29 protein-coding genes are annotated in these 23806 nt (G+C 60.5%); 3 read left to right on the top strand and 26 right to left on the bottom strand.

Features of this window, described 5'->3' with window-relative positions:
• Window positions 1-36 precede the first annotated feature (36 nt).
• Complete coding sequence (locus tag GT495_RS10830) at window positions 37-465, top strand: HAD family hydrolase (protein ID WP_370457579.1); 429 nt, start codon at window positions 37-39, stop codon at window positions 463-465.
• The gene (locus tag GT495_RS10825; protein ID WP_240128081.1) at window positions 347-742 is read left to right on the top strand and encodes an HAD family hydrolase; all 396 of its coding nucleotides are present in this window, start codon (window positions 347-349) and stop codon (window positions 740-742) included. Before GT495_RS10830 ends, GT495_RS10825 begins: the two co-directional genes overlap by 119 nt.
• A 188-nt stretch (window positions 743-930) precedes the next feature.
• Here GT495_RS10825 and GT495_RS03335 read toward each other — a convergent pair whose 3' ends face one another.
• The 4 genes from GT495_RS03335 to GT495_RS03320 all read right to left on the bottom strand — a co-directional run bounded on the left by GT495_RS03335 (window position 931) and on the right by GT495_RS03320 (window position 7415).
• Entirely contained in the window at window positions 931-1725 is a 795-nt protein-coding gene (locus tag GT495_RS03335; RefSeq protein WP_161161480.1) for a Cof-type HAD-IIB family hydrolase, read from the bottom strand.
• A 206-nt stretch (window positions 1726-1931) separates the two neighbouring features.
• The gene (locus GT495_RS03330) at window positions 1932-3752 is read right to left on the bottom strand and encodes an adenine deaminase (protein WP_161161479.1); all 1821 of its coding nucleotides are present in this window, start codon (window positions 3750-3752) and stop codon (window positions 1932-1934) included.
• A 383-nt stretch (window positions 3753-4135) separates the two neighbouring features.
• On the bottom strand, window positions 4136-5347 hold the full coding sequence (gene tyrS, locus GT495_RS03325) for a tyrosine--tRNA ligase (RefSeq protein ID WP_161161478.1): 1212 nt from the start codon (window positions 5345-5347) through the stop codon (window positions 4136-4138).
• 97 nt (window positions 5348-5444) lie between these two features.
• Complete coding sequence (locus GT495_RS03320; protein ID WP_161161477.1) at window positions 5445-7415, bottom strand: U32 family peptidase; 1971 nt, start codon at window positions 7413-7415, stop codon at window positions 5445-5447.
• A 165-nt stretch (window positions 7416-7580) separates the two neighbouring features.
• Here GT495_RS03320 and GT495_RS03315 point away from each other — a divergent pair, with 165 nt between their 5' ends.
• Window positions 7581-9803, top strand: a complete 2223-nt coding sequence (locus GT495_RS03315; RefSeq protein ID WP_161161476.1) for a transglycosylase domain-containing protein — start codon at window positions 7581-7583, stop codon at window positions 9801-9803.
• Between the two features lie 182 nt (window positions 9804-9985).
• Here the strand turns inward: GT495_RS03315 and GT495_RS03310 are convergent, their stop codons facing one another.
• The 22 genes from GT495_RS03310 to GT495_RS03205 all read right to left on the bottom strand — a co-directional run bounded on the left by GT495_RS03310 (window position 9986) and on the right by GT495_RS03205 (window position 23805).
• Window positions 9986-10423, bottom strand: a complete 438-nt coding sequence (locus GT495_RS03310) for an arginine repressor (protein ID WP_161161475.1) — start codon at window positions 10421-10423, stop codon at window positions 9986-9988.
• Window positions 10424-10555: 132 nt separating this feature from the next.
• Complete coding sequence (locus GT495_RS03305; protein WP_161162672.1) at window positions 10556-11596, bottom strand: glycosyltransferase; 1041 nt, start codon at window positions 11594-11596, stop codon at window positions 10556-10558.
• 161 nt (window positions 11597-11757) lie between these two features.
• A complete protein-coding gene (truA, locus tag GT495_RS03300) occupies window positions 11758-12582 on the bottom strand; it encodes a tRNA pseudouridine(38-40) synthase TruA (protein WP_161161473.1) in 825 nt (274 codons plus the stop codon).
• A 92-nt stretch (window positions 12583-12674) separates the two neighbouring features.
• Window positions 12675-13142, bottom strand: coding sequence for a 50S ribosomal protein L17 (gene rplQ / locus GT495_RS03295; protein WP_156600448.1), 468 nt, complete (start codon window positions 13140-13142; stop codon window positions 12675-12677).
• A gap of 30 nt (window positions 13143-13172) precedes the next feature.
• Entirely contained in the window at window positions 13173-14114 is a 942-nt protein-coding gene (locus tag GT495_RS03290) for a DNA-directed RNA polymerase subunit alpha (protein WP_006235276.1), read from the bottom strand.
• Between the two features lie 32 nt (window positions 14115-14146).
• Window positions 14147-14743: a 30S ribosomal protein S4 gene (gene rpsD, locus GT495_RS03285; RefSeq protein ID WP_006235275.1), complete on the bottom strand. Its 597-nt coding sequence runs from the start codon at window positions 14741-14743 to the stop codon at window positions 14147-14149.
• Between the two features lie 19 nt (window positions 14744-14762).
• Window positions 14763-15167: a 30S ribosomal protein S11 gene (rpsK, locus tag GT495_RS03280; protein ID WP_006235274.1), complete on the bottom strand. Its 405-nt coding sequence runs from the start codon at window positions 15165-15167 to the stop codon at window positions 14763-14765.
• A gap of 14 nt (window positions 15168-15181) precedes the next feature.
• On the bottom strand, window positions 15182-15556 hold the full coding sequence (gene rpsM / locus GT495_RS03275; RefSeq protein WP_022094275.1) for a 30S ribosomal protein S13: 375 nt from the start codon (window positions 15554-15556) through the stop codon (window positions 15182-15184).
• Window positions 15557-15570: 14 nt separating this feature from the next.
• Complete coding sequence (rpmJ, locus tag GT495_RS03270; RefSeq protein ID WP_006363204.1) at window positions 15571-15684, bottom strand: 50S ribosomal protein L36; 114 nt, start codon at window positions 15682-15684, stop codon at window positions 15571-15573.
• A gap of 150 nt (window positions 15685-15834) precedes the next feature.
• Window positions 15835-16053 carry a translation initiation factor IF-1 gene (infA, locus tag GT495_RS03265; protein WP_035137443.1) on the bottom strand — a complete coding sequence of 73 codons (219 nt, stop codon included), beginning with the start codon at window positions 16051-16053 and terminating at the stop codon, window positions 15835-15837.
• 146 nt (window positions 16054-16199) lie between these two features.
• Window positions 16200-16988, bottom strand: a complete 789-nt coding sequence (map, locus tag GT495_RS03260; protein WP_118236920.1) for a type I methionyl aminopeptidase — start codon at window positions 16986-16988, stop codon at window positions 16200-16202.
• Entirely contained in the window at window positions 16985-17611 is a 627-nt protein-coding gene (locus tag GT495_RS03255) for an adenylate kinase (RefSeq protein WP_152073528.1), read from the bottom strand. Before GT495_RS03255 ends, map begins: the two co-directional genes overlap by 4 nt.
• Window positions 17612-17629: 18 nt before the next feature.
• Complete coding sequence (secY, locus tag GT495_RS03250; RefSeq protein WP_161161472.1) at window positions 17630-18916, bottom strand: preprotein translocase subunit SecY; 1287 nt, start codon at window positions 18914-18916, stop codon at window positions 17630-17632.
• The gene (gene rplO / locus GT495_RS03245) at window positions 18910-19359 is read right to left on the bottom strand and encodes a 50S ribosomal protein L15 (RefSeq protein WP_006235267.1); all 450 of its coding nucleotides are present in this window, start codon (window positions 19357-19359) and stop codon (window positions 18910-18912) included. The genes secY and rplO overlap by 7 nt, the downstream gene beginning before the upstream one ends.
• A 3-nt stretch (window positions 19360-19362) precedes the next feature.
• Window positions 19363-19545, bottom strand: coding sequence for a 50S ribosomal protein L30 (gene rpmD / locus GT495_RS03240; protein WP_006235266.1), 183 nt, complete (start codon window positions 19543-19545; stop codon window positions 19363-19365).
• A gap of 2 nt (window positions 19546-19547) precedes the next feature.
• Window positions 19548-20072: a 30S ribosomal protein S5 gene (gene rpsE / locus GT495_RS03235; protein WP_055252236.1), complete on the bottom strand. Its 525-nt coding sequence runs from the start codon at window positions 20070-20072 to the stop codon at window positions 19548-19550.
• A 14-nt stretch (window positions 20073-20086) separates the two neighbouring features.
• Complete coding sequence (gene rplR, locus GT495_RS03230) at window positions 20087-20455, bottom strand: 50S ribosomal protein L18 (RefSeq protein WP_055252235.1); 369 nt, start codon at window positions 20453-20455, stop codon at window positions 20087-20089.
• 75 nt (window positions 20456-20530) lie between these two features.
• Window positions 20531-21067 (bottom strand): 50S ribosomal protein L6, encoded by a 537-nt coding sequence (rplF, locus tag GT495_RS03225; RefSeq protein ID WP_006235263.1) that lies wholly within the window; start codon window positions 21065-21067, stop codon window positions 20531-20533.
• 33 nt (window positions 21068-21100) lie between these two features.
• On the bottom strand, window positions 21101-21499 hold the full coding sequence (gene rpsH / locus GT495_RS03220; RefSeq protein ID WP_152073526.1) for a 30S ribosomal protein S8: 399 nt from the start codon (window positions 21497-21499) through the stop codon (window positions 21101-21103).
• 119 nt (window positions 21500-21618) lie between these two features.
• The gene (locus GT495_RS03215) at window positions 21619-21804 is read right to left on the bottom strand and encodes a type Z 30S ribosomal protein S14 (RefSeq protein ID WP_022094280.1); all 186 of its coding nucleotides are present in this window, start codon (window positions 21802-21804) and stop codon (window positions 21619-21621) included.
• Between the two features lie 79 nt (window positions 21805-21883).
• The gene (gene rplE, locus GT495_RS03210; protein ID WP_156600454.1) at window positions 21884-22441 is read right to left on the bottom strand and encodes a 50S ribosomal protein L5; all 558 of its coding nucleotides are present in this window, start codon (window positions 22439-22441) and stop codon (window positions 21884-21886) included.
• A gap of 320 nt (window positions 22442-22761) precedes the next feature.
• Complete coding sequence (locus tag GT495_RS03205) at window positions 22762-23805, bottom strand: XdhC family protein (protein ID WP_161161471.1); 1044 nt, start codon at window positions 23803-23805, stop codon at window positions 22762-22764.
• Window position 23806 lies beyond the last annotated feature (1 nt).

Genomic DNA, 23806 nt, shown 5'->3' with positions numbered 1-23806 from the left:
CCACGCTTTTTATGCCAGTAGAAAGGATCGCGACGAATGATTGTGTTTTCCGATATGGATGGAACGCTGCTGACGAGTGATAAGCAGATGAGCGACGCCACCTGGGCGATGCTCGACGAGCTTGCGCGCCGCGGTATTGAGTTTGTGCCCTGCACGGGGCGCCCGCTGTCGGGCATCTTTGAGCCCATGCTCGCCCACCCCGCCGTACACTACGCGGTCTGCGCCAACGGTGCCAGCGTCTGGCAGCTCAACGACGACGTGCCCACCGATGCCTCACGTGCTACGCGCATTTTGAGCCGTCCACTCGATCGCGGCTTCGCTCAAGCGCACACGAACACCGATCGACATGGATATCGACAGCAAGATCGACGAGGTCGAGACGCTCGAAAGCATCGCCATGTACTGGCACGACCCGGCCGATCGCGACGCCATCGCCGCGGCGCTCGATACGCTCGGCGGCATTGAGGTCACGCGTTCGTACGCCATGAATATCGAGGTCATGGGCGAGGGCGCCACCAAGGGAACGGCCCTCACGTGGCTATGCGAGCACCTGGGCGAGCGTCTCGTCGACACCTGGGCCTTCGGCGACAACATCAACGACATCCCCATGCTGCAGGCAGCGGGCCACGGCATGGCCATGATCAACGCCGAGCCCGAGGACCGGGGCGCCGCCGACGCCATCACCGAGTTCGACAACGACCACGACGGCGTCGCCCGCACCATCATGGCTGCCCTCGCCTAGCAGCAGCCCGGCAGGGCAGCTAATTTGGGACGGGGCTATTTTAGCTGCCCGCTTGTGTGGGGTAGCTAAAATAGCCCCGTCCCAAATTAGCTGCCCCAGTCACAGTAGTCGTTGGGGACACTCTTCGCGGGGCACCGCGAGGACTGTCCCCGGCTGCCGGCAGAACGGGAACGTCCCCATCTGCCGGATTAGGCGAGGCTCTCCAGAACGTGGCGGAGTTCTTGCTGGACAGCGTGGTCGCGGTTGCACCCCACCACGCGATCGGCGACTGCCTTGAGTGCAGGACGCGCGTTTTCCATCGCGCAACCCGTGCCGACAAAGCGAATGATCTCGTAGTCGTTCATCGAGTCGCCAAACGCCATGACCTCATCGCGTCCAATGCCATAATGCTCCGCGAGCTGCTCGACGCCCGAAGCCTTCGACACACCGGGCTGCATGGCATCGATCCATGCGTTACCCGAAGGCGCAAAGGTAAAGAGCTGACCGAGTTCTCGCTGTAGCACGTACGCACTGTCCATAACGGCACCGTCGTCGCAAAAGATACTCGCTTTGATGATATTCACGCTGGGATCGGGCAGCTCCCAAATGCGCTCGGCATTGGGAAGGTCCTTATCGACCTCGCGCACGAACTTGCTCTCGTCATCGAGCAAAAAGGACTTGGTTCGGTCAAAGAGCGCAAGATGCAGATTGGGAAACGTCGCGACGGCCTGGGCGAGCTTTCGAACCGCCAGGTGCGAATACACCTCGCGGTCTACCATTTTGCCGTCGGCGTAGACCTGGGCGCCGTTGGCGGCGACAAAGTCCATCTTGTCGCGAACGGGTGCAAAGAACTCGCACAGGCGATCGTAGCGGCGGCCTGACGATACGGCAAAATGCACGCCATGCTCGCGTAGCGCCAAAATCAGTTCGTAGGTCTCGGGAGGCACCTGGCTGTTGTCGTCAAGCAACGTGCCGTCCATATCGGATGCAATCAGTTTAAACATAGAAAAGCTCCCTTCGGGCTTGTTGGAATCGGGCATCTATCCGAACCCACCGTACCCAAAGGGAGCACGAATAAGACCCCGCAGACATAAACGTTACAAGGACCTGGCAAATAGCTCACGCGCGCCAGAGGTCCCACGGTCGCAGCGTCAGGCGACACGCCAAAGAGCGTCCCCAACGACTAGTCGTTTAAGAACGTCCCCGATGACTAGTCGGCGTAGATGAAGGTGGTGACGTCGAACATGCCCTCGGGGCGGATGCGGAGCGTCGGGATCACCGGCAGGGGCAGGAAGATGATGCCCATGATGGGATCGAGCGGCGGCTCAATACCCATGGCACGCGCCTTGACCATAAAGTCGTCGTGCTGCGCGGCGACATCCTCGGCCGTGCCCTCGCTCATCAGGCCACCGAGCGCCAGCGGAATACGCGCCACGACCTCGCCGTTGCGCACCAGCACGTGGCCGCCCTGCCCCACGGCTTCAACAGCCGCCATCATATCGGCAGCGTTATCGCCCACGACGCATACGTTGTGCGAATCGTGGCCAATCGTCGAAGCGATGGCACCACCCGTGATGGTAAAGCCGCGCACCCAACCGCGGCCGATATGCTTGCCGACCAGGCCCAGACCCGCGGGGCCGTCACCGTCGGCGCCCTCGGCCTGCAGTGACACGCCGCGGCCATGGCGCTCAATCAGCATAATGCGGCGCAAGTCCTCGGCGCTCTCAGGGCGGGCCATGCCCGTGATGGCCTTACCCGGCACCACGTCGATCACGGCCTCGCCCGGCTTAAAGGCATAGTCGAACACGTCGAGCGAAAGCTTCGGCAGCTTAACGGAGGCGCGCAGCTCATCGGCAAGGGCCGCAACCTCGGCCATCTCGGGCGCGATCTCGCCCACAAAGGTGCCGTCCTGCGCCACCAGAGCACCAGCGGCATATACGCGATGCGGAGCCGTGGCAAACGTCAAGTCATTGAGCACCAGCAGGTCGGCACGCTTGCCTGGGGCGATGGCGCCACGCAGCTCGTGCGGGTCGCGGCAGCCGTGATCCAGGCCAAATGCCTCGGCCGTGGAGAGAGACGCCATAGAGATAGCGACCACGGGGTCAATGCCGGCCTCGATGGCCACGCGGCAGGCATTGTCGATCATGCCGGTCGCAAGTGCATCGGAAGGGGCGCGGTCGTCAGTCGCAAAGCAGCAGCGGCGGGCGCGGGCAGGGTTCTCCAGCAGCATCGGGGACAAATTGGCCAGGTCGTGGCTGCACGTGCCCTCACGCAGCATCACATACATGCCGCGGGACAGCTTGTCGAGTGCCTCCTCGGGAATCGTCGACTCGTGGTCGGCGATAATGCCCGCTGCGGCATAGGCGTTGAGGTCCTTACCGGCAACGAGCGGCGCATGGCCGTCGACCTGCTTGGACGGCGTCTGGTTGGCAGCATCGATGCGGGCGCAGGTCTCGGGATCGGCCATAAAGACGCCCGGCAGGTTCATCATCTCGCCCAGACCAAAGACATCGCCCGGATGCTCGGCAAAAAACGCCTGCATATCGGCAGCCGAAATAACGGCACCGGCCTGCTCGTCGGGCAGCGCGGGCACGCACGAAGGCATCATGTACTTGATGGAGATGGGTGCGCGGCGGCCGTCCTCAATCATAAAACGCAAGCCGTCGAGACCGGCAACATTGGCAATCTCGTGGCTGTCGGCAATGGCGGTGGTAGTGCCGCGCGTCGCGGCCATGCGAGCATACTCGGCGGGACGGATGTTCGAAGACTCGATATGCAGATGCCCGTCGATAAAACCGGGAGTGAGATAGCGACCCTGGCAGTCGACGACCTCAGTTGCCTCGTAGGTGCCAGCGGCATCGTCGCGACCATCGTAGAGCACGCCGACGATCACACCGTCCTTGACGGCAACGCTACCGGGCGCCACACGCTGGCCATATACGTCGACAATCTTCGCATTGGTAAACAGCGTGTCGACGGGCACGCGACCCTCGGCGGCCTCGATCACAGACCTCATGACCTCAACGGACATATATACTCCTTCTACTGTAGAAAAAAGTTGCGGAGCGGACAGACCTTCACCGCAGCAAACTAATAGTCATTGTATGCCCAAACGATGGGCCAGCAACACGCCTCTCCGCTTAACGACACACGCCGCTGATCGCAATGGGGACTGCTGCTGAGCACCAATACAAGGGGTGTCCCAGAGTGCCGGCACAAAAGGAACGTCCCCAAGTGCCAACCACGGCAGCGCCGATAATTTGGCAGCGCCAGCGAGCGGGCCGCATTTGAGACAAGGTGACGTGAAACGAAAGGGCGCTGACCTTCTGGTCGCGCCCTTGAAGTTGAACGTCAGATTGTCCAAATGCGGTCCGCGCAGTGTCGGCCGGTCCGCCGTTCGGTAGAACGGCGGAACTAAACCAACTTGAAGCCCTTGCGCTTGCCTACGGAGAGGGTGTCGCCCAGCTTGAGGGCGCTCGGGTCGATGTTATAGCTCTTGGGAGCCACCGCCTCGCCATTGATCTTGACGCCGCCGCCGTCAATGTCGCGACGGGCCTGGCCGGCGCTCGCCGAAAGACCCAGGTCCTTGAGCAGGCCGGCGAGGTAGATCTGGCCCTCGTCGTTGACGGTCAGCTCGACATGCTTCTCGGGGAAGTCGGCAAGCTGGCCCTCCTTGAACACGCGGTCGAACTCGGCCTGAGCCTCGTCACCGGCACCGGCGCCGTGATAAGTGTCGCACAGGTCGCGGCCCAGAGCGCGCTTGAGCTCATAGGGATCGGCGGAACCGTCGGCCAGGGCAGCGTCGATCTTGTCGACCTCGGCCGGGGTAAGCGAGCTGGCCAGACGATAGTACTTGCCGATCATCTCGTCGGGGATGGACATGGTCTTGCCGAACATATCCTTGGGAGCATCGGTCAGGCCGATGTAGTTGCCGTAGGACTTGGACATCTTGCGCACGCCATCGGTGCCCTCGAGCAGCGGCATGGTAAGCGCGACCTGCGGCTCCATGCCCATCTTCTCCATGAGCTCACGGCCGGCGAGCAGGTTGAAGAGCTGGTCGGTGCCGCCCATCTCCACATCGGCCTTGATCTGAACGGAGTCGAAGGCCTGCATCACGGGGTACAGGAACTCGTGCAGAGCGATCGGCGTCTGGGACTGGTAGCGCTTGGTAAAGTCGTCGCGCTCGAGGATGCGGGCGACGGTGAACTTGGAGCACACTTGCAGCAGTCCGGCCAGATCCATCGACAGGATCCAGTCGCCGTTGTGCACGATGGTGGTCTTCTCGGGATCCAGGATCTTCATGGCCTGGCTCACGTAGGTCTCGGCATTGGCCTCGATCTGCTCCTGCGAAAGCTGCGGGCGGGTGGAGTTCTTGCCCGAGGGGTCGCCGATCAGCGCGGTGCCGTTACCGATGATGAGGGTGACGTTGTGGCCCAGGTCCTGAAACTGACGCATCTTGCGCAGGGGCACGGCATGGCCCAGGTGCAGGTCGGGGCTGGTGGGATCGACGCCGAGCTTGATGTTGAGGGGCTCGCCCTTCTCAAGCTTCTTGCGAAGGTCGGCCTCGGGGACGATCTGCGCTGCGCCCGAGGTGATGATACGCATTTGCTCGTCGACAGACAGCATTGGGTATCCTCCTTTTGCTATAGCACCCTCACCGGATACGGCGGTGCTCGAAGTTCATAAACCCACTCATAATAACCAAAACGGCGCGGCCGAACACCTACGACAGGAAAATCCTCGTCCTGCCGCACGCGTCGATAACGACCGGCAAACGCGTGCCGTCACGTTCGACCAAAAAGCGCGCCCGCTGACGGCGCGAGCAGTCACGGCAACGGACCTGCCCCGTCGCATCCGTGGCGCAGGCGCCCTCGGCAGTCAGCAAGCAGTGCTCGCACACCATGAGCTCGGGACGGTCGGCGTCAACAGACCCCGAGACACCGGGGCAAGCGGCAAGCACGGCAACACGCTCCGCATCGTGGGCGACAAGCTCGGCAGGCAAATGCACACGGCCCGCGCCGAGCCCGCGTAGCCAGGCAAGCGTAACCCGGTTTGCGCAAAACACCGGTGCCGCAACGTCAAACGCCACGCCCAGCTCACGCGCCATCGCCACCTGTCCCAGATTACGACAGACGACGCGCCCGGCACGCCGCATAAGCGAGCGGGTACGCGAGGCATCGGCTGCGCGACAGACCTCGTCGAGCACCACGGTCGCATCGGACAGATCACGCTCGCCACACGGGTCGGCATCCATCAGCCGCCAGGCAAAGACCATGCGATCGGAAGCCCCCCTTTCCGTCGGCTCCGTCAACGCCGCCTCAGGCACGTCGCCAACAGTCACGGCGGCCTCAAAGGGCAGCATCTCAACGGCTCGTGCAACGGGTACGACCGCGTCTGCCTCGACCCGCATGTGCCCCAGCGCCGTCGCCGTCTGCTCCAACACACCGGCGCTGCGAATCAGGTACACCTCGCATCCCGCATCCACCTTACGCTTGCAGTGCACGACAACGCGCTCCCCCGCCGCTGCATCCACCGGGCAGGGCACCTGGGGCCAGCGCTTGGGCACATCGGGGCGTGCATCGGCACCCGGATAGAACCGGATCTCAAGCGTGTCACCTGCGGCCACGGCGGCATCGAGTTCGACGGTCACCTCTTCGTGACCCACAGCAACCAAGTGGCCCACGCGCACGCCCTGGTTAATCGCACGCTCAAAGCTCATGAGCTCAGCACCCGATCGCCCCCGCAGATACGCATCGGTAAACCCGCGGTTGAACGACCGGCCCAGCTCGCGCTCGAGCGCCGACACGGCAGCGGCATCCCACGCGCCATCGCGCAGCATTTCGAGTGCACGACGCCACACCCGCACCACGTTGAACACGTAGTCGGGGTTTTTCATGCGCCCCTCGATCTTGAGCGACGCCACCCCGGCCCCAACAAGCTCGGGCAGGTGCGCAATGCCCAGATAGTCGCGCGGGCACAGCAGACGATCGCCCACCACGGAAACGACGCTCTCCCCCGCCTCGTCCACCAGGTCGTACGCCAAGCGACACGGCTGCGTACAGTCGCCGCGCATCGCCGATCGTCCACGCCGCAGGGCCGAAAACTCGCAGGCGCCCGAATATCCAATGCAAATCGCGCCGTGGCAGAACACCTCGATAGGCACGCCGGTAGCGCACAGGGCGGCAATCTCGTCGACCGCCAGCTCGCGGGCGGTCGTCACGCGCTCGACCCCGAGCTCGTCGGCAGCCAACCGTACGGCGCCTTCGCTATGAACGCCCGCCTGCGTGGACAGGTGAATCTCGACCCCGGGAATCGCCGCGCGCAACGCGCAGGCCAGACCGGCATCCGCCACGATCAAGGCGTCGGCACCCAACTCTTGCGCGCGTGCCCCCAGCGCCACCGCGTCGGCCAACTCGTCGTCGAACACAAACACGTTGAGGGTCACGTATACACGCACGCCGTGCGCATGCGCCACGACGCAGCCGCGGGCGAACTCGTCGTCGGTAAAGCCGCGTGCGCTCACGCGGGCGTTAAACCCGCCCAGGCCCGCATAGATGGCATCGGCACCCGCTGCAATCGCCGCGAGCATCTGATCGAGTCCGCCGGCAGGCGCCAGCAGCTCGGGCAGCGCCGCCTCGGCAGCCCCCGGCTCGTTATCGCATTGTCCACTCGGCCCCGTCGTCCGAATCGCCATCGGCTTGCTCCTTACCAACAAGGTATGCATTCACTCTGAAAAATACCGTCATCCAGCATACACGAGGCCTCGCGCGCCTCGTTTGGTTTATCGTGTAATAACTTATGTCCATCCTGCCCCAGCGGCGCACCCGCCGCCCGGCACGACATACCTGGAGGTCAATATATGGGTCCTCGCCAACGACAGGGGCGCAGTCGTTCCAAGACGCATGCCCTGCCCATGATCCTGCTCTCGTTCTTGGGCCTTTTGCTCATCGCGGGCGTAGCGTTTGGGATTGGCATGATCGGCAACGTCAATCGTTGGCTGTCCGATCTGCCCGACTATACCGACGCCAACGCCTATCTGGTGAGTGAACCCACCGAGATCGTCGATTGCAACGGCAACAAGATCGCGAGCTTCTGCACGCAAAACCGCAAGTCCATCACCAAGGACCAGGTTTCCCCGTACGTGCTGCAGGGCACCGTCGACGTCGAGGACGAGCGCTTCTACGAGCATGGCGGCATCGACCTGTGGGGCATTGCTCGCGCAGCAGTGGCGACCCTTTCCGGTGGCCATGAGGGCGCCTCGACCATCACCCAACAGCTGGTGCGTAACACCATCCTGCAAGAGGAGCAGTTCGATTCGACCATCGAGCGTAAGGTGCGCGAGGCCTATATCGCCATCAAGATGGAGGAGATGTACTCCAAGGACGAGATCCTTATGATGTACCTCAACACCATCTATTACGGCCACGGTGCCTACGGCATCGAGGCCGCAGCCGAGACCTATCTGTCCAAGAGCGCCGCCGACCTCACCCTGAGCGAGGCCGCGCTGCTCATCGGCCTTCCCAACTCGCCTTCGCAGTACGACCCCACGGTCAATCCCGATCTGGCACTGTCTCGCCGCAACAAGGTTCTCGATAACATGCTGCGCCTGGGCCACATCACCCAGAAGGAGCACGACGCCGCGCAGGCAGAGCCCATCACCCTCAACGTAACCGAGATTTCGGGCAGTGGCGTCGACGTGTATTCGCAGCCCTACTTTGTCGCCTATATTAAGCAGCTGCTGGAGCAGGAGTTCTCCACCGACGTACTGTTTAAGGGCGGCCTAACCGTCAAGACTACCATCGACCCGACCATGCAGCAGACTGCCGAGGAGGCCGTGCGCGCCCAGCTCGACACGCTTTCGCTCGACGGCCTGGACATGGGCATGGTCGTCGTCGACCCCAAGACCGGCTACATCAAGTGCATGGTGGGCGGCTACAACTATAACGCCGACGAGAACCACGTGAACCACGCCACGGCCAAGCGTCCCGTAGGCTCCACGTTTAAGGCCTTTACGCTGGCCACTGCCATCCAAAACGGCATGAACCCCAACGTCACCCTCAATTGCAACTCGCCTCTTACAGCCAAGGGCACCACGACCAAGGTGCAAAACTATGCCAACCAGAGCTACGGCACCATCACGCTCAAGCAGGCGACGGCATACTCCTCCAACACCGGCTATATCCAGGTTGCAGAGGCTATCGGCAATAACAAGATCATGTCCCTCGTCAAAAAGCTCGGCATCGATCCATCTAAGGACAATATCGAGGACGTTCCCGTCATGACGCTCGGTACCGGCTCCATCTCGCCGCTCGAGATGGCCGCGGCCTATGCCACGTTTGCCAACGGCGGTTACTATCGCCAGCCGATCGCCATCACCGAGATTGATTCGCGAACTGGCTCGGTACTGTACCAGCACACCGATAACCCCTCGCAGGTGCTCTCCACCGGCGAGGCCGCGGCAGTGACCGACGTCCTGACCGGCGTCATGCAGGGCAGTGGTACGGGTGCCGCCGGCGCGCTGAGCGTCAACCAGCCCTATGCCGGCAAGACGGGTACCACTGACAACACCACCAACCTTTGGTTCTGCGGCTACACGCCGCAGCTGGCATGCGCCCTGTGGACCGGTTATTCCGCAGGCGAGATTCCCATCCAAAAGTACGGCATGGACCTGCTGGACGATAGCACCAATCTGCCCGTCTTTAAGAAGTTTATGAACACTGTTCTTGCGGGGACCGGGCGCGAGGAATTCCCGACCGGAACGGCTCCCACGTACAAGAACAATAACGTCTGGAAGTTCTACGGCACCAGCAACGCCAGGAAGTCGGAAAACGAGGGAGACGAAGACAAGGAGGGAACCACCACCACAACGACGACTACCACAACGACCGAGACCACGGGTGGCGATACGACCGGCGGCAACGGTGCAACCGGAGGCGATGGTGCGACCGGCGGCAATGGTACGACCGGCGGCGACGGCAGTGGCGGCGAGGGCGGCTCTCCTACTCCTACTCCTACCCCCACCCCTACTCCTACTCCCACTCCCACGCCTACCCCCACGCCCGATCCTTCAACAGGTCAGTAGCCAGCCATAGCCAGCAAAGGGGCTCGGACAGCACGCACGCTGCGCGGGCCCCTTTTTCGTCTTACCCGAACAATGCCACCGTTCGTCTCCAGGCACCGACACAAAAAGACGCCGGCTCTAGCCGGCGTCTCTACAAGTTTATGAAACTGCGTATACGTATCGACGCGCACGCCGCGCATCCCCTACTTACGAGAGTTACTCAGCTTGTTGATGAGCGCCTCAAGGCGCTCGCCGTCCTCGGCCGTCTGCGCAATGACCAGGATCGTGTCGTTGCCGGCAAGCGAGCCAAGCACATCGGGCAGCTCCGCAGCATCGACGGCTGCGGCAATACCAGAAGCCGTACCGGGCTGTGCCTTGATCATAACCAGATTATCGGTGCGCAGGACGCCGGTAACCAACTCGGAAACCATGCGCTGCAAATGCAGGTCCTCGGCAAGGACATAGATGCCCTCGGGGAGCTTACGCAGTCCCATATCCGCGATGTCGCGCGAAACGGTCGCCTGCGTGCAATCGAAACCCATGGCACGCACCTCGTCTACCAAAACGCGCTGTGTGCGTACGTCCTTGTTGCGCACGATATCTCTGATGGCATCCTGGCGCCCATTGCGTTTTTTAGCCATACAAAACCTCACTCCATAGATGGCGGAGACAATCAATCAGTGATTGAATAGTTTAGCGCTATTTAAGGGTATTTGTGAATAAGAACGCATTTCGAAACAATTCCATGCAAGATTATTTCGAACATAGCCATCTTAGGCGATTTTGGCTCCCGTCCGGTTAAAAAAAGCAGCCAGGTGCGTATACATCACGCAACGCGCAGGCTTGGCACGGGCAATCGGTCCAAACAACAGGCCGAGTCCACGATGGTTGTCGCTGAGTGCCGCGGCCATCTGACGAGTCCGAGATGCCTCGAGCATATCACGCATACGAGCGGAACGCTCAATTGAAGAAACCCCATGCGGGCTCAAGCACAAATTTTCGATGCAGGCGACCAGCCCGGCGAAGTAAAACATATGGCTCGCCACCTTTAGCTGCGTGTCGCTGCTCGCCTCGGCAAGCGAATCAGTAAGCACATCAAGCGCCCGCGCGTCATCGGTAAGCTTGGCAAACAATGTGGGATCAAAAGCATCTGTGAGCTGTGGCGCCACCGTATGGAAACAGGCGCCACCGCACCCGGATATGCGTTGCGCCTGCGAAAGAGCGCATGTCATAAACCCAATCGAGCGAAACGCACGGTCGCGCGACAAGCACGTCTCGAACAGCGAGCGGCTGTACATCACACCGGAAGTCTGGGCAATCAGGCCGCCGGAAATCATCTGAGACAGACCAGCAGCCAAAGAAGCACGGTCATCGATCGTAAGAGAGGTGGCATCCAGTACGCGCGAATGGCGCTCACGATGAGCATCGTAGCGGTCGAGCGATGCCGTGGGAATCACCATGTCTGCCGCAGCATCGCATGCAACATCGACCATCTTGGAAAGGGACTGCGGGGCAAACCACTCGTCGGCGTTCATGGCAACTATCTGCAATCCACGCGAGGCGGCAAAACCGGCCTTGAGACATGCCCCGCACGCCGAATCCTCGACGTCGATCAAATCGATGTGAATATCTCTGCCGGCGGCAACCTCGAGCGAATGGCGCACACCCGGTGCGACATCGCGGAATACGACAACAATCTGCAGATCATAGAGGTCTTGGTTCTGGACGCTCTCGAGCGCGCGCATCGCATAGCTGGGTGAACCCTCGACAACGAGGATCACAGAAAGTCGCGGATGCGAACCACGTCGAACCAAGTTTTCCGTCCTCTCGACAGCGCCAAATCAAACCGTCGTTCATGGTACACCCGAGCTATAAAAGCAACGAGCCGCCTAACATGTTGCACGCCAAGAACAGATGTTGCACACGCGCAGCTCACACATAGTATGTGCCAGGAACGGACGCGTCGAGCACTCTCCTAGTCAAGCACGACAAGCTCGTCAGAGCCGTAATCCACGTCCATAAACGTAAGGCCACAGGCAGGCGCCGTGGGACCCGCAGCGGTACGGTCACAGGCGTCAATAACCTCGCGCATCCACTGGGGATCGCGACGATGCATGCCAATCTCGACGAGGGTGCCCACAATGGTTCGCACCATCGAATGCAAAAACGCATTGCCCTCGATGGTAAACGTGAGGATGTCCTCGCCAAAGGCGACCTCGTGGCCAAACTCGGCGCGCATTACGCAACGGTGCGTCGGCTTGCCCACGGCAGAGGCAACCTTGCAAAAGCTCTTAAAGTCCTGCTCGCCCAAAAGCGCAGGGCAGGCGGCCGCCATCGCATCGACGTCGAGGGGATAGCGATGCCACCACACAGCACCGCGTGACAGTACGGGCCGCGCATCACGATCGGCAATGCGATAGGTGTAAGTACGAGAACGCGCGTCAAAGCGCGCAGAAAAGCCCTTACGAGCCTTGTAGACCTCATTTATGGCGATATCTTTACCCAGGAGAGCATCCATAGCCCTCAGCCACCTACGGCGCGTACACGCAAGCTCAGCGTCCGTTACAGGCACGCTGATGTACTGCGCCACCGCATGCACGCCCGCATCGGTACGCCCCGCACACGTCAGATCGATCGGGCGGCGCAGCAGGGTCTCGATAGCGCGGCGCAACTCGCCCGCAACGGTCGTCTGGCCCGGCTGCTCGGCAAATCCGCTATACGATGAGCCATCGTAGGCAACACGGAACACGAGGGTGGCATCGAGCTCAGGAATCGAATTGAAATCAGACGGCGCGGTCATGAGCGCTCCCAACAAACAATCAACGGTATCGCGACAAAAAAAGAGGGGCACGCGAACGTACCCCTCGAATATAGCCTATGCAGACGGATTGTCTACTCAGCGGTCTCCTCAGCAGGAGCCTCCTCGGCAGCCTCGACCTTCTTGGGAGCAGCGGCCTTCTTGGGGGCCGGAGCAGCCTTCTTGGCCTTAGGCGTGCAAGGCTCGGTAACGAGCTCCATGATTACGATAGGAGCGTTGTCGCCCTTGCGGTTACCGAGCTTCATGATGCGGGTGTAACCGCCGTTGCGGTCCTGCCACATACCCTGGGCAGCCTTGTCGAAAATCTCGCCAACGAGCTGCTTATCGCCGAGCTTGGCGATGGCCAGACGACGAGAGTGCAGGTCGCCCTTCTTGGCCCAGGTGATGATCGGGTCGACGACCGAACGCAGCGCCTTAGCGCGGGTCTCGGTGGTCTTGATGCGGTCGTTCTCGAAGAGGGCCTTAGCAAGGCTCTTCTTCATGGCCTTGGTGTGGCTCGCATCGGTGCCGAGCTTCAGGCCCTTCTTAACGTTATGACGCATGGTCTAGTTTCTCCTCAAAAATGCGAAGCATTAAGCCTTCAGGCTCAGGCCCATGGACTCAAGCTTGTCCTTCACTTCCTCGATCGACTTAACACCGAAGTTACGGATGTTGAGCAGATCGTTCTCCGAGAACTCAACGAGCTGACGGACCGAGTGAATGCTGGCGCGCTTAAGGCAGTTATAGGAACGGACGGAAAGGTCCAGATCCTCGATCTGCTTGTCCAGCTCGGCGTTGTCGTTGGTGACCTCGGGAGCGAAGATCGAAGCCTCCTCCTCGACCTCGGGGGTCTCGGCAAGGTTCATAAAGGCAGCCATGTGCTGGTTGATGATATTGGCAGCCTGGACCACGGCGTCGCGCGGAGCGATGGAGCCGTTGGTCTCGATCTCGAGGACAAGGCGGTCGTAGTCGGTGTGCTGTCCGACGCGGCAAGCCTCAACGAGCTTGGCGCAACGGGATACCGGCGAGTACAGCGAGTCGACGTGGATCACACCGATGGGATCGTTGTCGCGCTTGTTAGCCTCGCCAGAGACATAGCCGCGGCCATAGCCGATGCGCATGCTCATGGTGAGATGGCCACCCTCGGTGAGCGTAGCGATGTGCTGCTCGGGGTTGACCAGCTCAAACTCGGACGGAATAAAGAAGTCCGCACCGGTGACCTCGCAGGGGCCGTCAACCGAGATGGTGGCGGTCGCCTCGTCGGTCGTGCCGAGAGCCCTGAAGACAAGACCCTTGACATTCAGGACGATGTCGGTGACATCCTCGACCATGTTAGGGATGGTCATGAACTCGTGCTGCGCGCCATCGATCTGAATAGCCTCGACGGCGGCACCCTCGAGCGAGGACAGAAGAACGCGACGAAGGGAGTTACCCAGCGTATCGCCGTAGCCACGCTCGAGCGGCTCAACGGAGACACGAGCAGACGTCTCGTTAATCTCTTCGACCTGAACCTGAGGCCTAATGAATTCTGACATGTATTACCTCCAGCCTCAGCAGCCCGGATGGACTACTTAGAGTAGAGCTCGACGATGAGCTGCTCGTTGATATCACCGCTGATCTGCTCACGCGTCGGCAGAGCGAGCACGTTACCAGACAGCTTCTCGATATCGACCTCGAGCCAGCCAGGGACCTCGAAACGCTCGGAGGAAATCAGAGCCTCCTTGATGGGGAGGAGGTCACGGAACTTCTCGCCGACAGCGACGACGTCGCCGGCCTTGACGCGGTAGGACGGGATGTCCACACGCTTGCCGTTCACGGTGAAGTGACCGTGACGGACGGACTGACGAGCCTCTTTGCGGGTGCGGGCGAAACCAAGACGGAAGACGACGTTGTCGAGGCGAGACTCAAGGATGATCATGAGGTTCTCACCGGTGACGCCGTTCATCTTACGAGCCTTGTTGAAGTAGCCGTGGAACTGCTTCTCCAGAACGCCATAAATGAACTTGACCTTCTGCTTCTCGCGCAGCTGCATGCCGTACTCAGATTCCTTGCGACGGCGCTTGGGCTGACGGATAGATTCCTTCTTGCTGCTGTAACCGAGCTCAGCGGGATCGATCCCGAGCTGACGGCAGCGCTTAAGAACAGGAGTCCTGTCGATTGCCATATTGATACGATCCTTTCAGTTACACGCGGCGACGCTTCTTGGGGCGGCAGCCGTTGTGCGGGATGGGGGTCTTGTCCTGGATGCTCGAGACCTCGAGGCCAGCAGCCTGGAGGGAGCGGATGGCGGTCTCACGACCGGAGCCGGGGCCCTTGACGAAGACGGAAACCTTCTTCATACCGTGCTCCATGGCCTGCTTGGCAGCAGCCTCGGCAGCCATCTGGGCAGCGAACGGCGTGGACTTACGGGAGCCCTTGAAGCCCACCTGGCCAGCCGACTTCCAGGAAATGACGTTGCCCTGGGGATCGGTGATCGAAACGATCGTGTTGTTGAACGTAGAACGAATGTGAGCCTGGCCCACGGAGATGTTCTTACGGTCCGCGCGCTTCAGACGGGCAGCGCGAACGTTCTTCTTAGCAGTAGCCATCTATCTAGCGCTCCTTATTTCTTCTTCTTAGCACCGATCTGACGCTTCGGGCCCTTACGGGTACGAGCGTTAGTGTGGGTGCGCTGGCCGCGGACCGGGAGGCCCTTGCGGTGACGAAGGCCGCGGTTGCAGCCGATGTCCATAAGGCGCTTGACGTTCTGGTTGCGCTCACGGCGGAGGTCACCCTCAACCATGATCTGATTCTTATCGATATAATCGCGGATGGCGTTAACCTCATCCTCGGTGAGGTCCTTAACGCGCGTATCCACGTTAACGTTGCACTCGACGCAAATCTTCGTCGCAGTGGTGCGGCCGATGCCGTAAATGTAGGTCAGACCGATCTCAACGCGCTTCTCACGCGGGAGGTCGACACCATTAATACGGGCCAACGTAGTCTCCTCTCTTAACCCTGACGCTGCTTATGACGGGGGTTCTCGCAAATGACGAGGACCTTGCCATGGCGCCTAATGATTTTGCACTTATCGCACATCTTCTTGACCGAAGGACGTACCTTCATCGTTCTTCCTTTCGGTAGCGCTCGAACTACTTCCCTACTATCTACTCGCCCAGCCGCAGGCGTTTAAAACTATGGCTGGTCTTCACACGCAAACCGACCGTAGGTTGAGCTAAGCCTGCAGTCGGGGAAGGAGTGCGTGTATGCGTGCCGCTATTTATAGCGATAGGTGATGCGGCCGCGGGTCAGGTCGTACGGGGAAAGCTCCACGACAACCCTGTCACCGGGGAGAATACGGATGTAATTCATTCGGATCTTGCCAGAAATGTTGCACAGAACCGAATGACCGTTCTCGAGCTCGACCTTAAACATGGCGTTGGGCAGCGGCTCCTTTACCGTACCCTCGAGCTCAATTGCGTCTTCCTTCTTCACAAGCAATCATCTTTCTCTAGAAAACGACAGCGATTGAGTATTCTACAATACGTGCGCACGTATCGTAATATCTTCGTAATGGCTCCACAACTACGTGGGACTTGTTACATTTGGAATGTAAATGCCGACGAATTTGAACGCGGCCTCTACATCTCGCCTCCTTGCAAGGAACACCAAGCGCCTTGGGCGTCGGTAGTGAGAATCACCGGGCCGTCATCGGTGATGGCGACGGTGTTCTCGTAGTGCGCGGCGGGCAGGTGGTCGTTGGTCGTGACAATCCAACCGTCGGAGCCCGTGCTCACATGATTGGATCCCATCGTGACCATCGGCTCGATGGCAATGACCATACCGGCCTGGAGACGAACGCCCCTCCCCTTCTTTCCGTAATTCGGAACGTTGGGGTCCTCGTGCATCACATGGCCAATACCGTGCCCCACATAATCGCGAAGCACGCCATAGCCGTGAGACTCGGCGAGGGACTGGACGGCATAACCAATGTCCCCAATATGGTTACCGGGAACAGCCTGCTCGATGGCAGCCTTAAGGCAATCGCGCGTAACCTCGCACAGGGCCTTGGCCTCGGGCGTAGGGGTACCGACGAAAAACGTCCAAGCGTTATCGCCGACCCAACCGTCGACAACGGCACCCGTATCGATGGAGATGATATCCCCATCACGCAGGATCATGTCGGGATTGGGAATACCGTGCACCACGGCGTCGTTAATCGACGCACAGATGGTACCGGGGAACCCGCCGTAGCCCTTAAAGGCCGGAGTGCCACCATGCATGCGGATAATCTGCTCCGCAAGCTGATCAAGCTCAAAAGTCGAAACACCAGGGCGAACCATGGCTCCAACGTGGCGGAGCGCCATCTTCGATAGCGCTCCTGCCTTCTTCATCTGCTCTATTTGCGTTGCAGACTTAATCTTGATCATAGACCGAGAGCCTCTTTGACATCCCCGTACACGGTCTCGCGAGCCTGGTCACCGTTGACCGACTTGAGCAGACCCTGGCCACGATAGTAGTCGACGAGCGGACTCGTGGACTTCTCGTAAACGTCAAGACGGTTCTTGATGGTCTCGGGCTTGTCGTCGTCGCGCTGATACATCTCGCCTGCGCACTTGGGGCAGGTAGCATCGGCGGCGGTGCCGGTGTAGCCGCAGGCGCGGCAGGTGCGACGCGAAGACAGACGGTCGATGATGACCTCGGGGGCCACGTCGACCAGAAGGGCGCAGTCGATCTCGCGACCCAAGGCGGAGAGCTCGGAATCGAGTGTCACAGCCTGGGCGGTATTGCGCGGGAAGCCGTCGAGAATGAAACCCTGCTGGGCGTCGTCGGCGGCAAGGCGCTCCTTGACAAGATCAATCACGAGCTGGTCGGGGACGAGCTCGCCGGCGTCCATGTACTTCTTAGCCTGAACACCGAGCTCGGTGCCACCCTTGACGGCGGCACGCAGCAGGTCGCCCGTGGAAATGTGAGCGACGCCAAACTCGGCAACGAGCTCCTGTGCGACGGTGCCCTTACCGGCACCCGGAGCTCCGAGCAATACGAGGTTCATGAGCAATCCTCCTCTAGCCTATTTAAAGAATCCATCGTAATCATACATCTTGATCTGGCCTTCGAGCTTATCGAGCGTGTCGAGCACGACGCCGACCATGATGAGGATGGACGTGCCGCCAAATGCCTGGATCAGATGATTACCCGTGAAGGAGAAGATGATCGAAGGCACGATAGCGATGAGCGCCAAAAAGACAGCGCTGGGAAGCGTGATCTTGTTGAGCGCGTTCTTGATGTAGGCCGCGGTGGCCCTACCCGGACGGACGCCCGGAATAAAGCCGCCCTGCTTCTTAAGATTGTCGGCCGTGTCATCGGGGTTGAACACCATGGAGGTGTAGAAGTACGCGAAGAACACGATGAGGACAACATTAAGCACCCAGTTGAGCCAACCGGTCGAAAGCGCAGAGGCAACTGCCTGAATCCACCCGATGCCGGGGAAGAACACGGCAATCTGAGCCGGGAAGTACAGCAGCGCCGAAGCGAAGATGATCGGCACGACACCCGCGGTGTTGACCTTGATGGGCAGGTAGGTGGTCTGGCCACCCATCATGCGACGGCCCACGACGCGCTTAGCGTAGGAGACCGGGATGCGGCGCTGGCCGCGCTCAAGGAAAACGATCAGCGGGATAACCAGCAGGATGATGGCGCAGATGATCACCATGGTGATGATGCCACCGGCATTGCCCTTGGTGCTGGAGAAGATAGCCTGCGGAAGACCGGCCATGATGTTCGCAAAGATGATCAGCGACATGCCATTGCCGATACCGCGCTGGGTGATGAGCTCACCAATCCACATGATCAGCATGGCGCCCGCAGTGAGCGTGCCGACGATCATGAGGTCGAAGATAATCTCGGGAGCGCCGGCGCCATGAAAGCTGATGCCGAAGCTCTTAAAGAGGAAGAGGTAACCCACGGAGTTGAGGATTGCCAGAGCCAGGGTGAGGTAACGCGAATACTGCGTAATCTTTATCTGACCGACCTCGCCCTCGCGGGCAAGCTCATGCAGGGAAGGCACAACGGCCTGGAGCATCTGGAGGATGATCGAGCTGGTGATGTAAGGCATGATGCCCAGAGAAAACACCGACACATAGCTCAACGCGCCGCCAGAGAAAAGATTCAGGAGGGCCATAGCACCTGCGGCGACCGAATTGTTATCGGTCGAGAAAAGGCCCAGCATCCCCTGGAAGGGAATGCCGGGCACAGGAACGTGCGCACCAATGCGGTACACGACGAGCATAGCTATGGTAAAAAGAATCTTTTCGCGCAATTCTTTGATGCGGAAAGCATTCTTAAGACCATTTAGCACGGCAGCTCGACCTTTCCGCCGGCGGCCTCGATCTTGGCCTGCGCAGAAGCGCTGACCTTGTCGACCTTGACCGTGAACTTCTTGGTGAGCTCACCATTGCCGAGCACCTTGACGGGCTCGAACTCGCTCTTGGTGATGCGAGCAGCCTTAAGAGCGGCGCCGTCGATCACAGCGCCATCCTCGAACTTACGCTCGAGACGCTCGACGTTGACAGCGGTGTACTCGATACGACGGGGGTTGCGGAAGCCCGGAAGCTTGGGCAGGCGCATAGCCAGCGGAGTCTGGCCACCCTCGAAGCCGGCACCCTTGGTGCCACCAGAGCGAGAGCCCTGGCCCTTCTGGCCGCGGCCAGAAGTGGTGCCGTGACCCGAAGAATTGCCACGGCCGACGCGCTTGCGGTTCTTGGTGGAACCGGGCGCGGGAGTAAGATCGTGAAGCTGCATTTGCTACTCCTCTACAATCTCGACAAGGTGCTTGACCTTGAAGATCATGCCGCGGACGGACTCGTTGTCAGCAATCTCGCGAACCTCGCGGATCCTGTGGAGACCGAGGGCACGGACAGTACGGACCTGGTCCTGCTTGCAACCGTTGGTGCTGCGGACCTGCTTGATCTTGATGGTGTCAGCCATGCTTAGTTCTCCTTACCGACGAACATCTCGGAGACCGTCAGGCCACGGCGAGCCGCGACGTCCTCAGGGCTGGAGAGCTCCTTGAGGCCCTCGACGGCAGCCTTGATGATGTTGAGGCCGTTGTCGGTACCGAGGGACTTGGACAGGACGTTCTTGATGCCAGCAAGCTCAAAGAGGGGACGCACGGCGCCGCCGGCGATAACGCCGGTACCCTCGACAGCGGGCTTGATGATGATGCGGCCGGCACCAAAGTGGCCGAGAACCTCGTGCGGGATGGTGCCCTGCTCGGTCACCGGCACGTGGAACATGTTCTTCTTGGCATCGAGAGACGCCTTGGAGATGGCCAGGGGCACCTCAGCGGACTTGCCCATGCCAACGCCGACGTTGCCCTTGCCGTCGCCAACGACGACGAGAGCGACGAGGCTCATGCGACGACCACCCTTGACGGTCTTCGACACGCGGTTGATGTAAACGACGCGCTCCTCGAACTCGGAGGCCTCGCGCTGCTGCTTCTGATTACGAGCCATGTGCTACATACCTCCTAGAACTCGAGACCGGCGGCACGAGCACCGTCGGCGAGGGCCTTGACGCGGCCATGGTAGATACGGCCACCGCGATCGAAGGCGACCTTGGTGATGCCGGCCTCGATGGCGCGCTTGCCAACGAGCTGACCGACCTTCTCCGCAGCCTCCTTGTTCGAGGTGTGGGTGCCCTTGAACTCGGCCTCGAGGGTCGAGGCAGAGACGAGCGTCAGGCTGGAGCCCTTGCTGTCGTCGATAATCTGGGCATAGATGTTGGCGTTAGTACGGGTCACGCGAAGACGCGGACGCTCGGCGGTACCCGAGACCTTGCCGCGAACACGACGCTGACGACGCTTGAGGCCTTCCAGCTTCGCCTTATGCTTGTTCATACGTAAACTCCTAAAAAGGTTGATCTTGCCAGCACCTGACGGGGTGCTGGTCTTATGCGAGTGAGCCGGTTACGACTACTTGGCGGCCTTACCCAGCTTGCGGCGGATGTGCTCGCCAACGTAGTGGATACCCTTGCCCTTGTAAGGCTCGGGAGGACGATGGCCGCGGATCTCGGCGGCGATCTGACCGACCTGCTGCTTGTTGATACCCTTGACGTTCACGTGGGTGTTATCGGGAACCTCGAAGGTGATGCCCTCGGGAGCCTCGACGATCACGGGGTGCGAGAAGCCCAGGGAGAACTCGAGGTTCTTGCCCTTCTGCTGCACGCGGTAACCGACGCCGGCAAGCTCGAGCTTCTTCTCGAAGCCCTCGGAAACGCCGACAACCATGTTGTGGATGAGGGCGCGGGTGAGGCCGTGGCGGGCACGGGTCTCACGCTCGTCGTCGGGACGGGAAACGGTGAGGACGTTGTCCTCGACGTTGATAGCGAGCTTCTCAAAGACATCGAGCTCGAGCTGGCCCTTGGGGCCCTTGACGACAACGTTGTTGCCGTTGACTGCCACTTCGACTCCGGCGGGAATCTGGACAGGCTTATTACCGATACGAGACACGGTGATCTCCTTTCCTTCTACCTACCGAGCGAATTACCAGACGTAAGCGATGATCTCGCCGCCGACGTTGTGCTTGCGAGCATCGCGGTCGGTCATGACGCCATGGCTGGTGGAAATAATGGCGGTACCAAGGCCACCGCGGACGCGGGGCATGTCGGCAACGCCGGTGTACTTACGCAGGCCCGGCTTGGAAATGCGGCGGATGCCGTTGATGATCTTAGCCTTCTTGGGACCATACTTAAGCGTGATGTGCAGAGTCTTCTGGGGAACGGTGTCCTCGACATCGTAGCCCTCGATGTAGCCCTCCTCGTGCAGAACACGAGCGATCTCGACGAGCTTCTTGCTGCTCGGCATGGAGACCGTGGCCTTGTTCACAGAGTTAGCGTTACGGATGCGCGTAAGCATATCTGCGATCGGGTCTGTAAGGTTCATACAGATTCTCCTTCGTTCTTGATGAACACGTGCTCTTGGTTCTTCGCCGCCCTTAACGGCAAAGCCTAACTAGCGCGTTTTCCCTGTTCCAAACGGATGCTTGAAACGCTGGTAGTGACTTACCAGCTGGCCTTCTTAACGCCGGGAAGCTCGCCCTTGAGTGCAAGCTCGCGGAAGCAGACACGGCACAGGCCGAACTTGCGGTACACAGAGTGCGGACGGCCGCAGCGCTGGCAGCGCGTGTACTCACGAGTAGAGAACTTCTGCTTGCGATTGCACTTGACGATCATCGATGTCTTAGCCACTTATATCCTCCTCACATAGAGTATTGTTCGCCCCAAACGCTGCCCCCTTGTGGAAACGGCGCTTTTAGGGCAGGTGAACCTATTTCTTGAACGGGAAACCGAAGGCGTCCAGAAGGGCCTTGGCCTCCTCATCGGTATTGGCGGTGGTCACGAAGGTGATATCCATACCACGCTGGTGATCGATGGAGTCGAAGTCGATCTCGGGGAAGATGAGCTGCTCGGTGACGCCCATGGAGAAGTTACCACGGCCGTCGAAGCTCTTGGCGGAGATGCCGCGGAAGTCGCGGATACGGGGGATCGCGACGGAGGTCAGACGATCGAAGAACTCCCACATACGGTCGCCACGCAGGGTAACCTTGCAGCCGATCGGCATACCAGCGCGCAGGCGGAAGGTAGCGATGGACTTGCGGGCGCGGGTGATCATCGGCTGCTGGCCGGTGATGGCGCGCAGGTCGCGCACGGCACCGTCGATGGCCTTGGAATCGGTAGCGGCCTCGCCGACACCCATGTTCACGACGATCTTCTCAAACTTAGGGATCATCATGACGTTCTCGTACTGGAACTTTTCCTGAAGCTGCTGCTTGACCTCGTTGTTGTACTTGGTCTTCAGACGCGGCACATACTTCTCTTCTGCCATTGTTCACTCCTTCTTGGGGTTTTAAGCACGGGGCGTGGCCACGGTGGGTTGTCCTCGTGCCTCCTGGCTGCATCCGCCCCGCTCATGGCATTTCGCGGTTTGGACTCGACGCAGCAGGAGCCGACAAAACAATCGGTACTATACGCGCATCGGGAGTGTATTTCCAGAAAAACCTCGTCTGCCTGCACAACTCCACAACTCCCCCGCACAAATTGAACCCTAGGGGATCAAAAGAGCAGTTGCGGTGAAATAGTTCCTGGCTGACCGCCCGTCGGGCCCATCTAGGAACTATTTCACCGCAACTCATATCGAGGATGCCATTAGCGCTTGCGGGGGACGAGCTTGGTGCGGCGCAGGTGGATCATCTCGGCGGCGATGGAGATGGCGATCTCCTCGGGGTCCTCGGCCTCGATGGCGACTCCGATCGGCAGGTGCAGCTCGCAGACTTGCTCCTGCGTAAAGCCCTCCTGCTCCAGGCGGGCGCGCACAAAGGCCGTCTTACGGCGCGAGCCCAAGCAGCCCAGATAGGCGGGTTTGGCGCGCATGGCCTGAATCACCACGTCGATATCGGACTTGTGACCCGCCGTGGCGACGACCACCAGGTCGCGCGGGCCGATGGGGCACTGCTTGCTCAGGTTCTTGTAGTCGACCAGGCGACGGTCGTAGACACCGGGCACCCAATCGGGGGTCAGCGTGCCGGGACGATCGTCGCACGCCACAACGGCAAAGCCCGCCGCCGTGAGCACACGCGCCGTCGCAGCACCCACGTGGCCGCAGCCAAAGATATAGGTCAGGCCCTCGGGGCAGAGCGTCTCGATGTGCGCCGTGGGAATCTCGGAGGCCGCGTTGGTGTAGGTGACCTTACTCCCCTCCTCCACCAGCGAAAGTCCGGGGCAGCCCGCAATGGTGCGGCGCGATTCCTCGCCATGGTACTCGGCCACATCGCCCTCGAGCGCGCTCGCGACAAACGGCTCAAAGTCGATGACGAAGTCGCCGATACGACGATACGTCAGCACATCGGCAATTTCCTGGAACAACGGTGCCTGGGTCGCATCCAGATGCAGGTAGCACAGGCAGATGGCTCCGCCGCAGATCATGCCGGTATCGGAGTTCTCACCGCCCATGGTGTAGCGGACCAGACGCGACTGTCCCGCGCTCAGGAGCTCGCGCACCTCATCCAGCGCAAAGAGCTCAATCTTGCCGCCGCCGATAGTGCCCGCCTGGCTGCCATCGGCAAAGACAGCCATCCATGCGCCCACACCGCGCGGTGAGGACCCCGCTGTACCGGCCACGACCACGAGCTCGCACCTCTCGCCAGCACGCAGGGCGGCAAGCGCCGCATTCACAACATCGAGCTTTTCCATT

The organism is Collinsella sp. BIOML-A6 (genome assembly GCF_009875845.1).
In the GTDB taxonomy this organism is placed as follows: domain Bacteria; phylum Actinomycetota; class Coriobacteriia; order Coriobacteriales; family Coriobacteriaceae; genus Collinsella; species Collinsella aerofaciens_H.
Note: the sequence above shows the minus strand (reverse complement) of the source record. Positions and strands in the feature narration are given on the sequence as shown.

Bases quoted from the DNA above. Each gene is read 5' to 3' on its own strand.
- GT495_RS10830 (WP_370457579.1), top strand. From the start codon at position 37: ATGATTGTGTTTTCCGATATGGATGGAACGCTGCTGACGAGTGATAAG.
- GT495_RS10825 (WP_240128081.1), top strand. From the start codon at position 347: ATGGATATCGACAGCAAGATCGACGAGGTCGAGACGCTCGAAAGCATC.
- GT495_RS03335 (WP_161161480.1), bottom strand. From the start codon at position 1,725: ATGTTTAAACTGATTGCATCCGATATGGACGGCACGTTGCTTGACGAC.
- GT495_RS03330 (WP_161161479.1), bottom strand. From the start codon at position 3,752: ATGTCCGTTGAGGTCATGAGGTCTGTGATCGAGGCCGCCGAGGGTCGC.
- tyrS (WP_161161478.1), bottom strand. From the start codon at position 5,347: ATGCTGTCTGTCGACGAGCAAATGCGTATCATCACCTCGGGCGCAGCG.
- GT495_RS03320 (WP_161161477.1), bottom strand. From the start codon at position 7,415: ATGGCGATTCGGACGACGGGGCCGAGTGGACAATGCGATAACGAGCCG.
- GT495_RS03315 (WP_161161476.1), top strand. From the start codon at position 7,581: ATGGGTCCTCGCCAACGACAGGGGCGCAGTCGTTCCAAGACGCATGCC.
- GT495_RS03310 (WP_161161475.1), bottom strand. From the start codon at position 10,423: ATGGCTAAAAAACGCAATGGGCGCCAGGATGCCATCAGAGATATCGTG.
- truA (WP_161161473.1), bottom strand. From the start codon at position 12,582: ATGACCGCGCCGTCTGATTTCAATTCGATTCCTGAGCTCGATGCCACC.
- rplQ (WP_156600448.1), bottom strand. From the start codon at position 13,142: ATGCGTCATAACGTTAAGAAGGGCCTGAAGCTCGGCACCGATGCGAGC.
- GT495_RS03290 (WP_006235276.1), bottom strand. From the start codon at position 14,114: ATGTCAGAATTCATTAGGCCTCAGGTTCAGGTCGAAGAGATTAACGAG.
- rpsD (WP_006235275.1), bottom strand. From the start codon at position 14,743: ATGGCAATCGACAGGACTCCTGTTCTTAAGCGCTGCCGTCAGCTCGGG.
- rpsK (WP_006235274.1), bottom strand. From the start codon at position 15,167: ATGGCTACTGCTAAGAAGAACGTTCGCGCTGCCCGTCTGAAGCGCGCG.
- rpmJ (WP_006363204.1), bottom strand. From the start codon at position 15,684: ATGAAGGTACGTCCTTCGGTCAAGAAGATGTGCGATAAGTGCAAAATC.
- map (WP_118236920.1), bottom strand. From the start codon at position 16,988: ATGATCAAGATTAAGTCTGCAACGCAAATAGAGCAGATGAAGAAGGCA.
- GT495_RS03255 (WP_152073528.1), bottom strand. From the start codon at position 17,611: ATGAACCTCGTATTGCTCGGAGCTCCGGGTGCCGGTAAGGGCACCGTC.
- rplO (WP_006235267.1), bottom strand. From the start codon at position 19,359: ATGCAGCTTCACGATCTTACTCCCGCGCCCGGTTCCACCAAGAACCGC.
- rpmD (WP_006235266.1), bottom strand. From the start codon at position 19,545: ATGGCTGACACCATCAAGATCAAGCAGGTCCGCAGCACCAACGGTTGC.
- rpsE (WP_055252236.1), bottom strand. From the start codon at position 20,072: ATGGCTCGTAATCAGAAGCAGCAGCGCGAGGCCTCCGAGTTCGAGGAG.
- rplR (WP_055252235.1), bottom strand. From the start codon at position 20,455: ATGAACAAGCATAAGGCGAAGCTGGAAGGCCTCAAGCGTCGTCAGCGT.
- rpsH (WP_152073526.1), bottom strand. From the start codon at position 21,499: ATGAACCTTACAGACCCGATCGCAGATATGCTTACGCGCATCCGTAAC.
- rplE (WP_156600454.1), bottom strand. From the start codon at position 22,441: ATGGCAGAAGAGAAGTATGTGCCGCGTCTGAAGACCAAGTACAACAAC.
- GT495_RS03205 (WP_161161471.1), bottom strand. From the start codon at position 23,805: ATGGAAAAGCTCGATGTTGTGAATGCGGCGCTTGCCGCCCTGCGTGCT.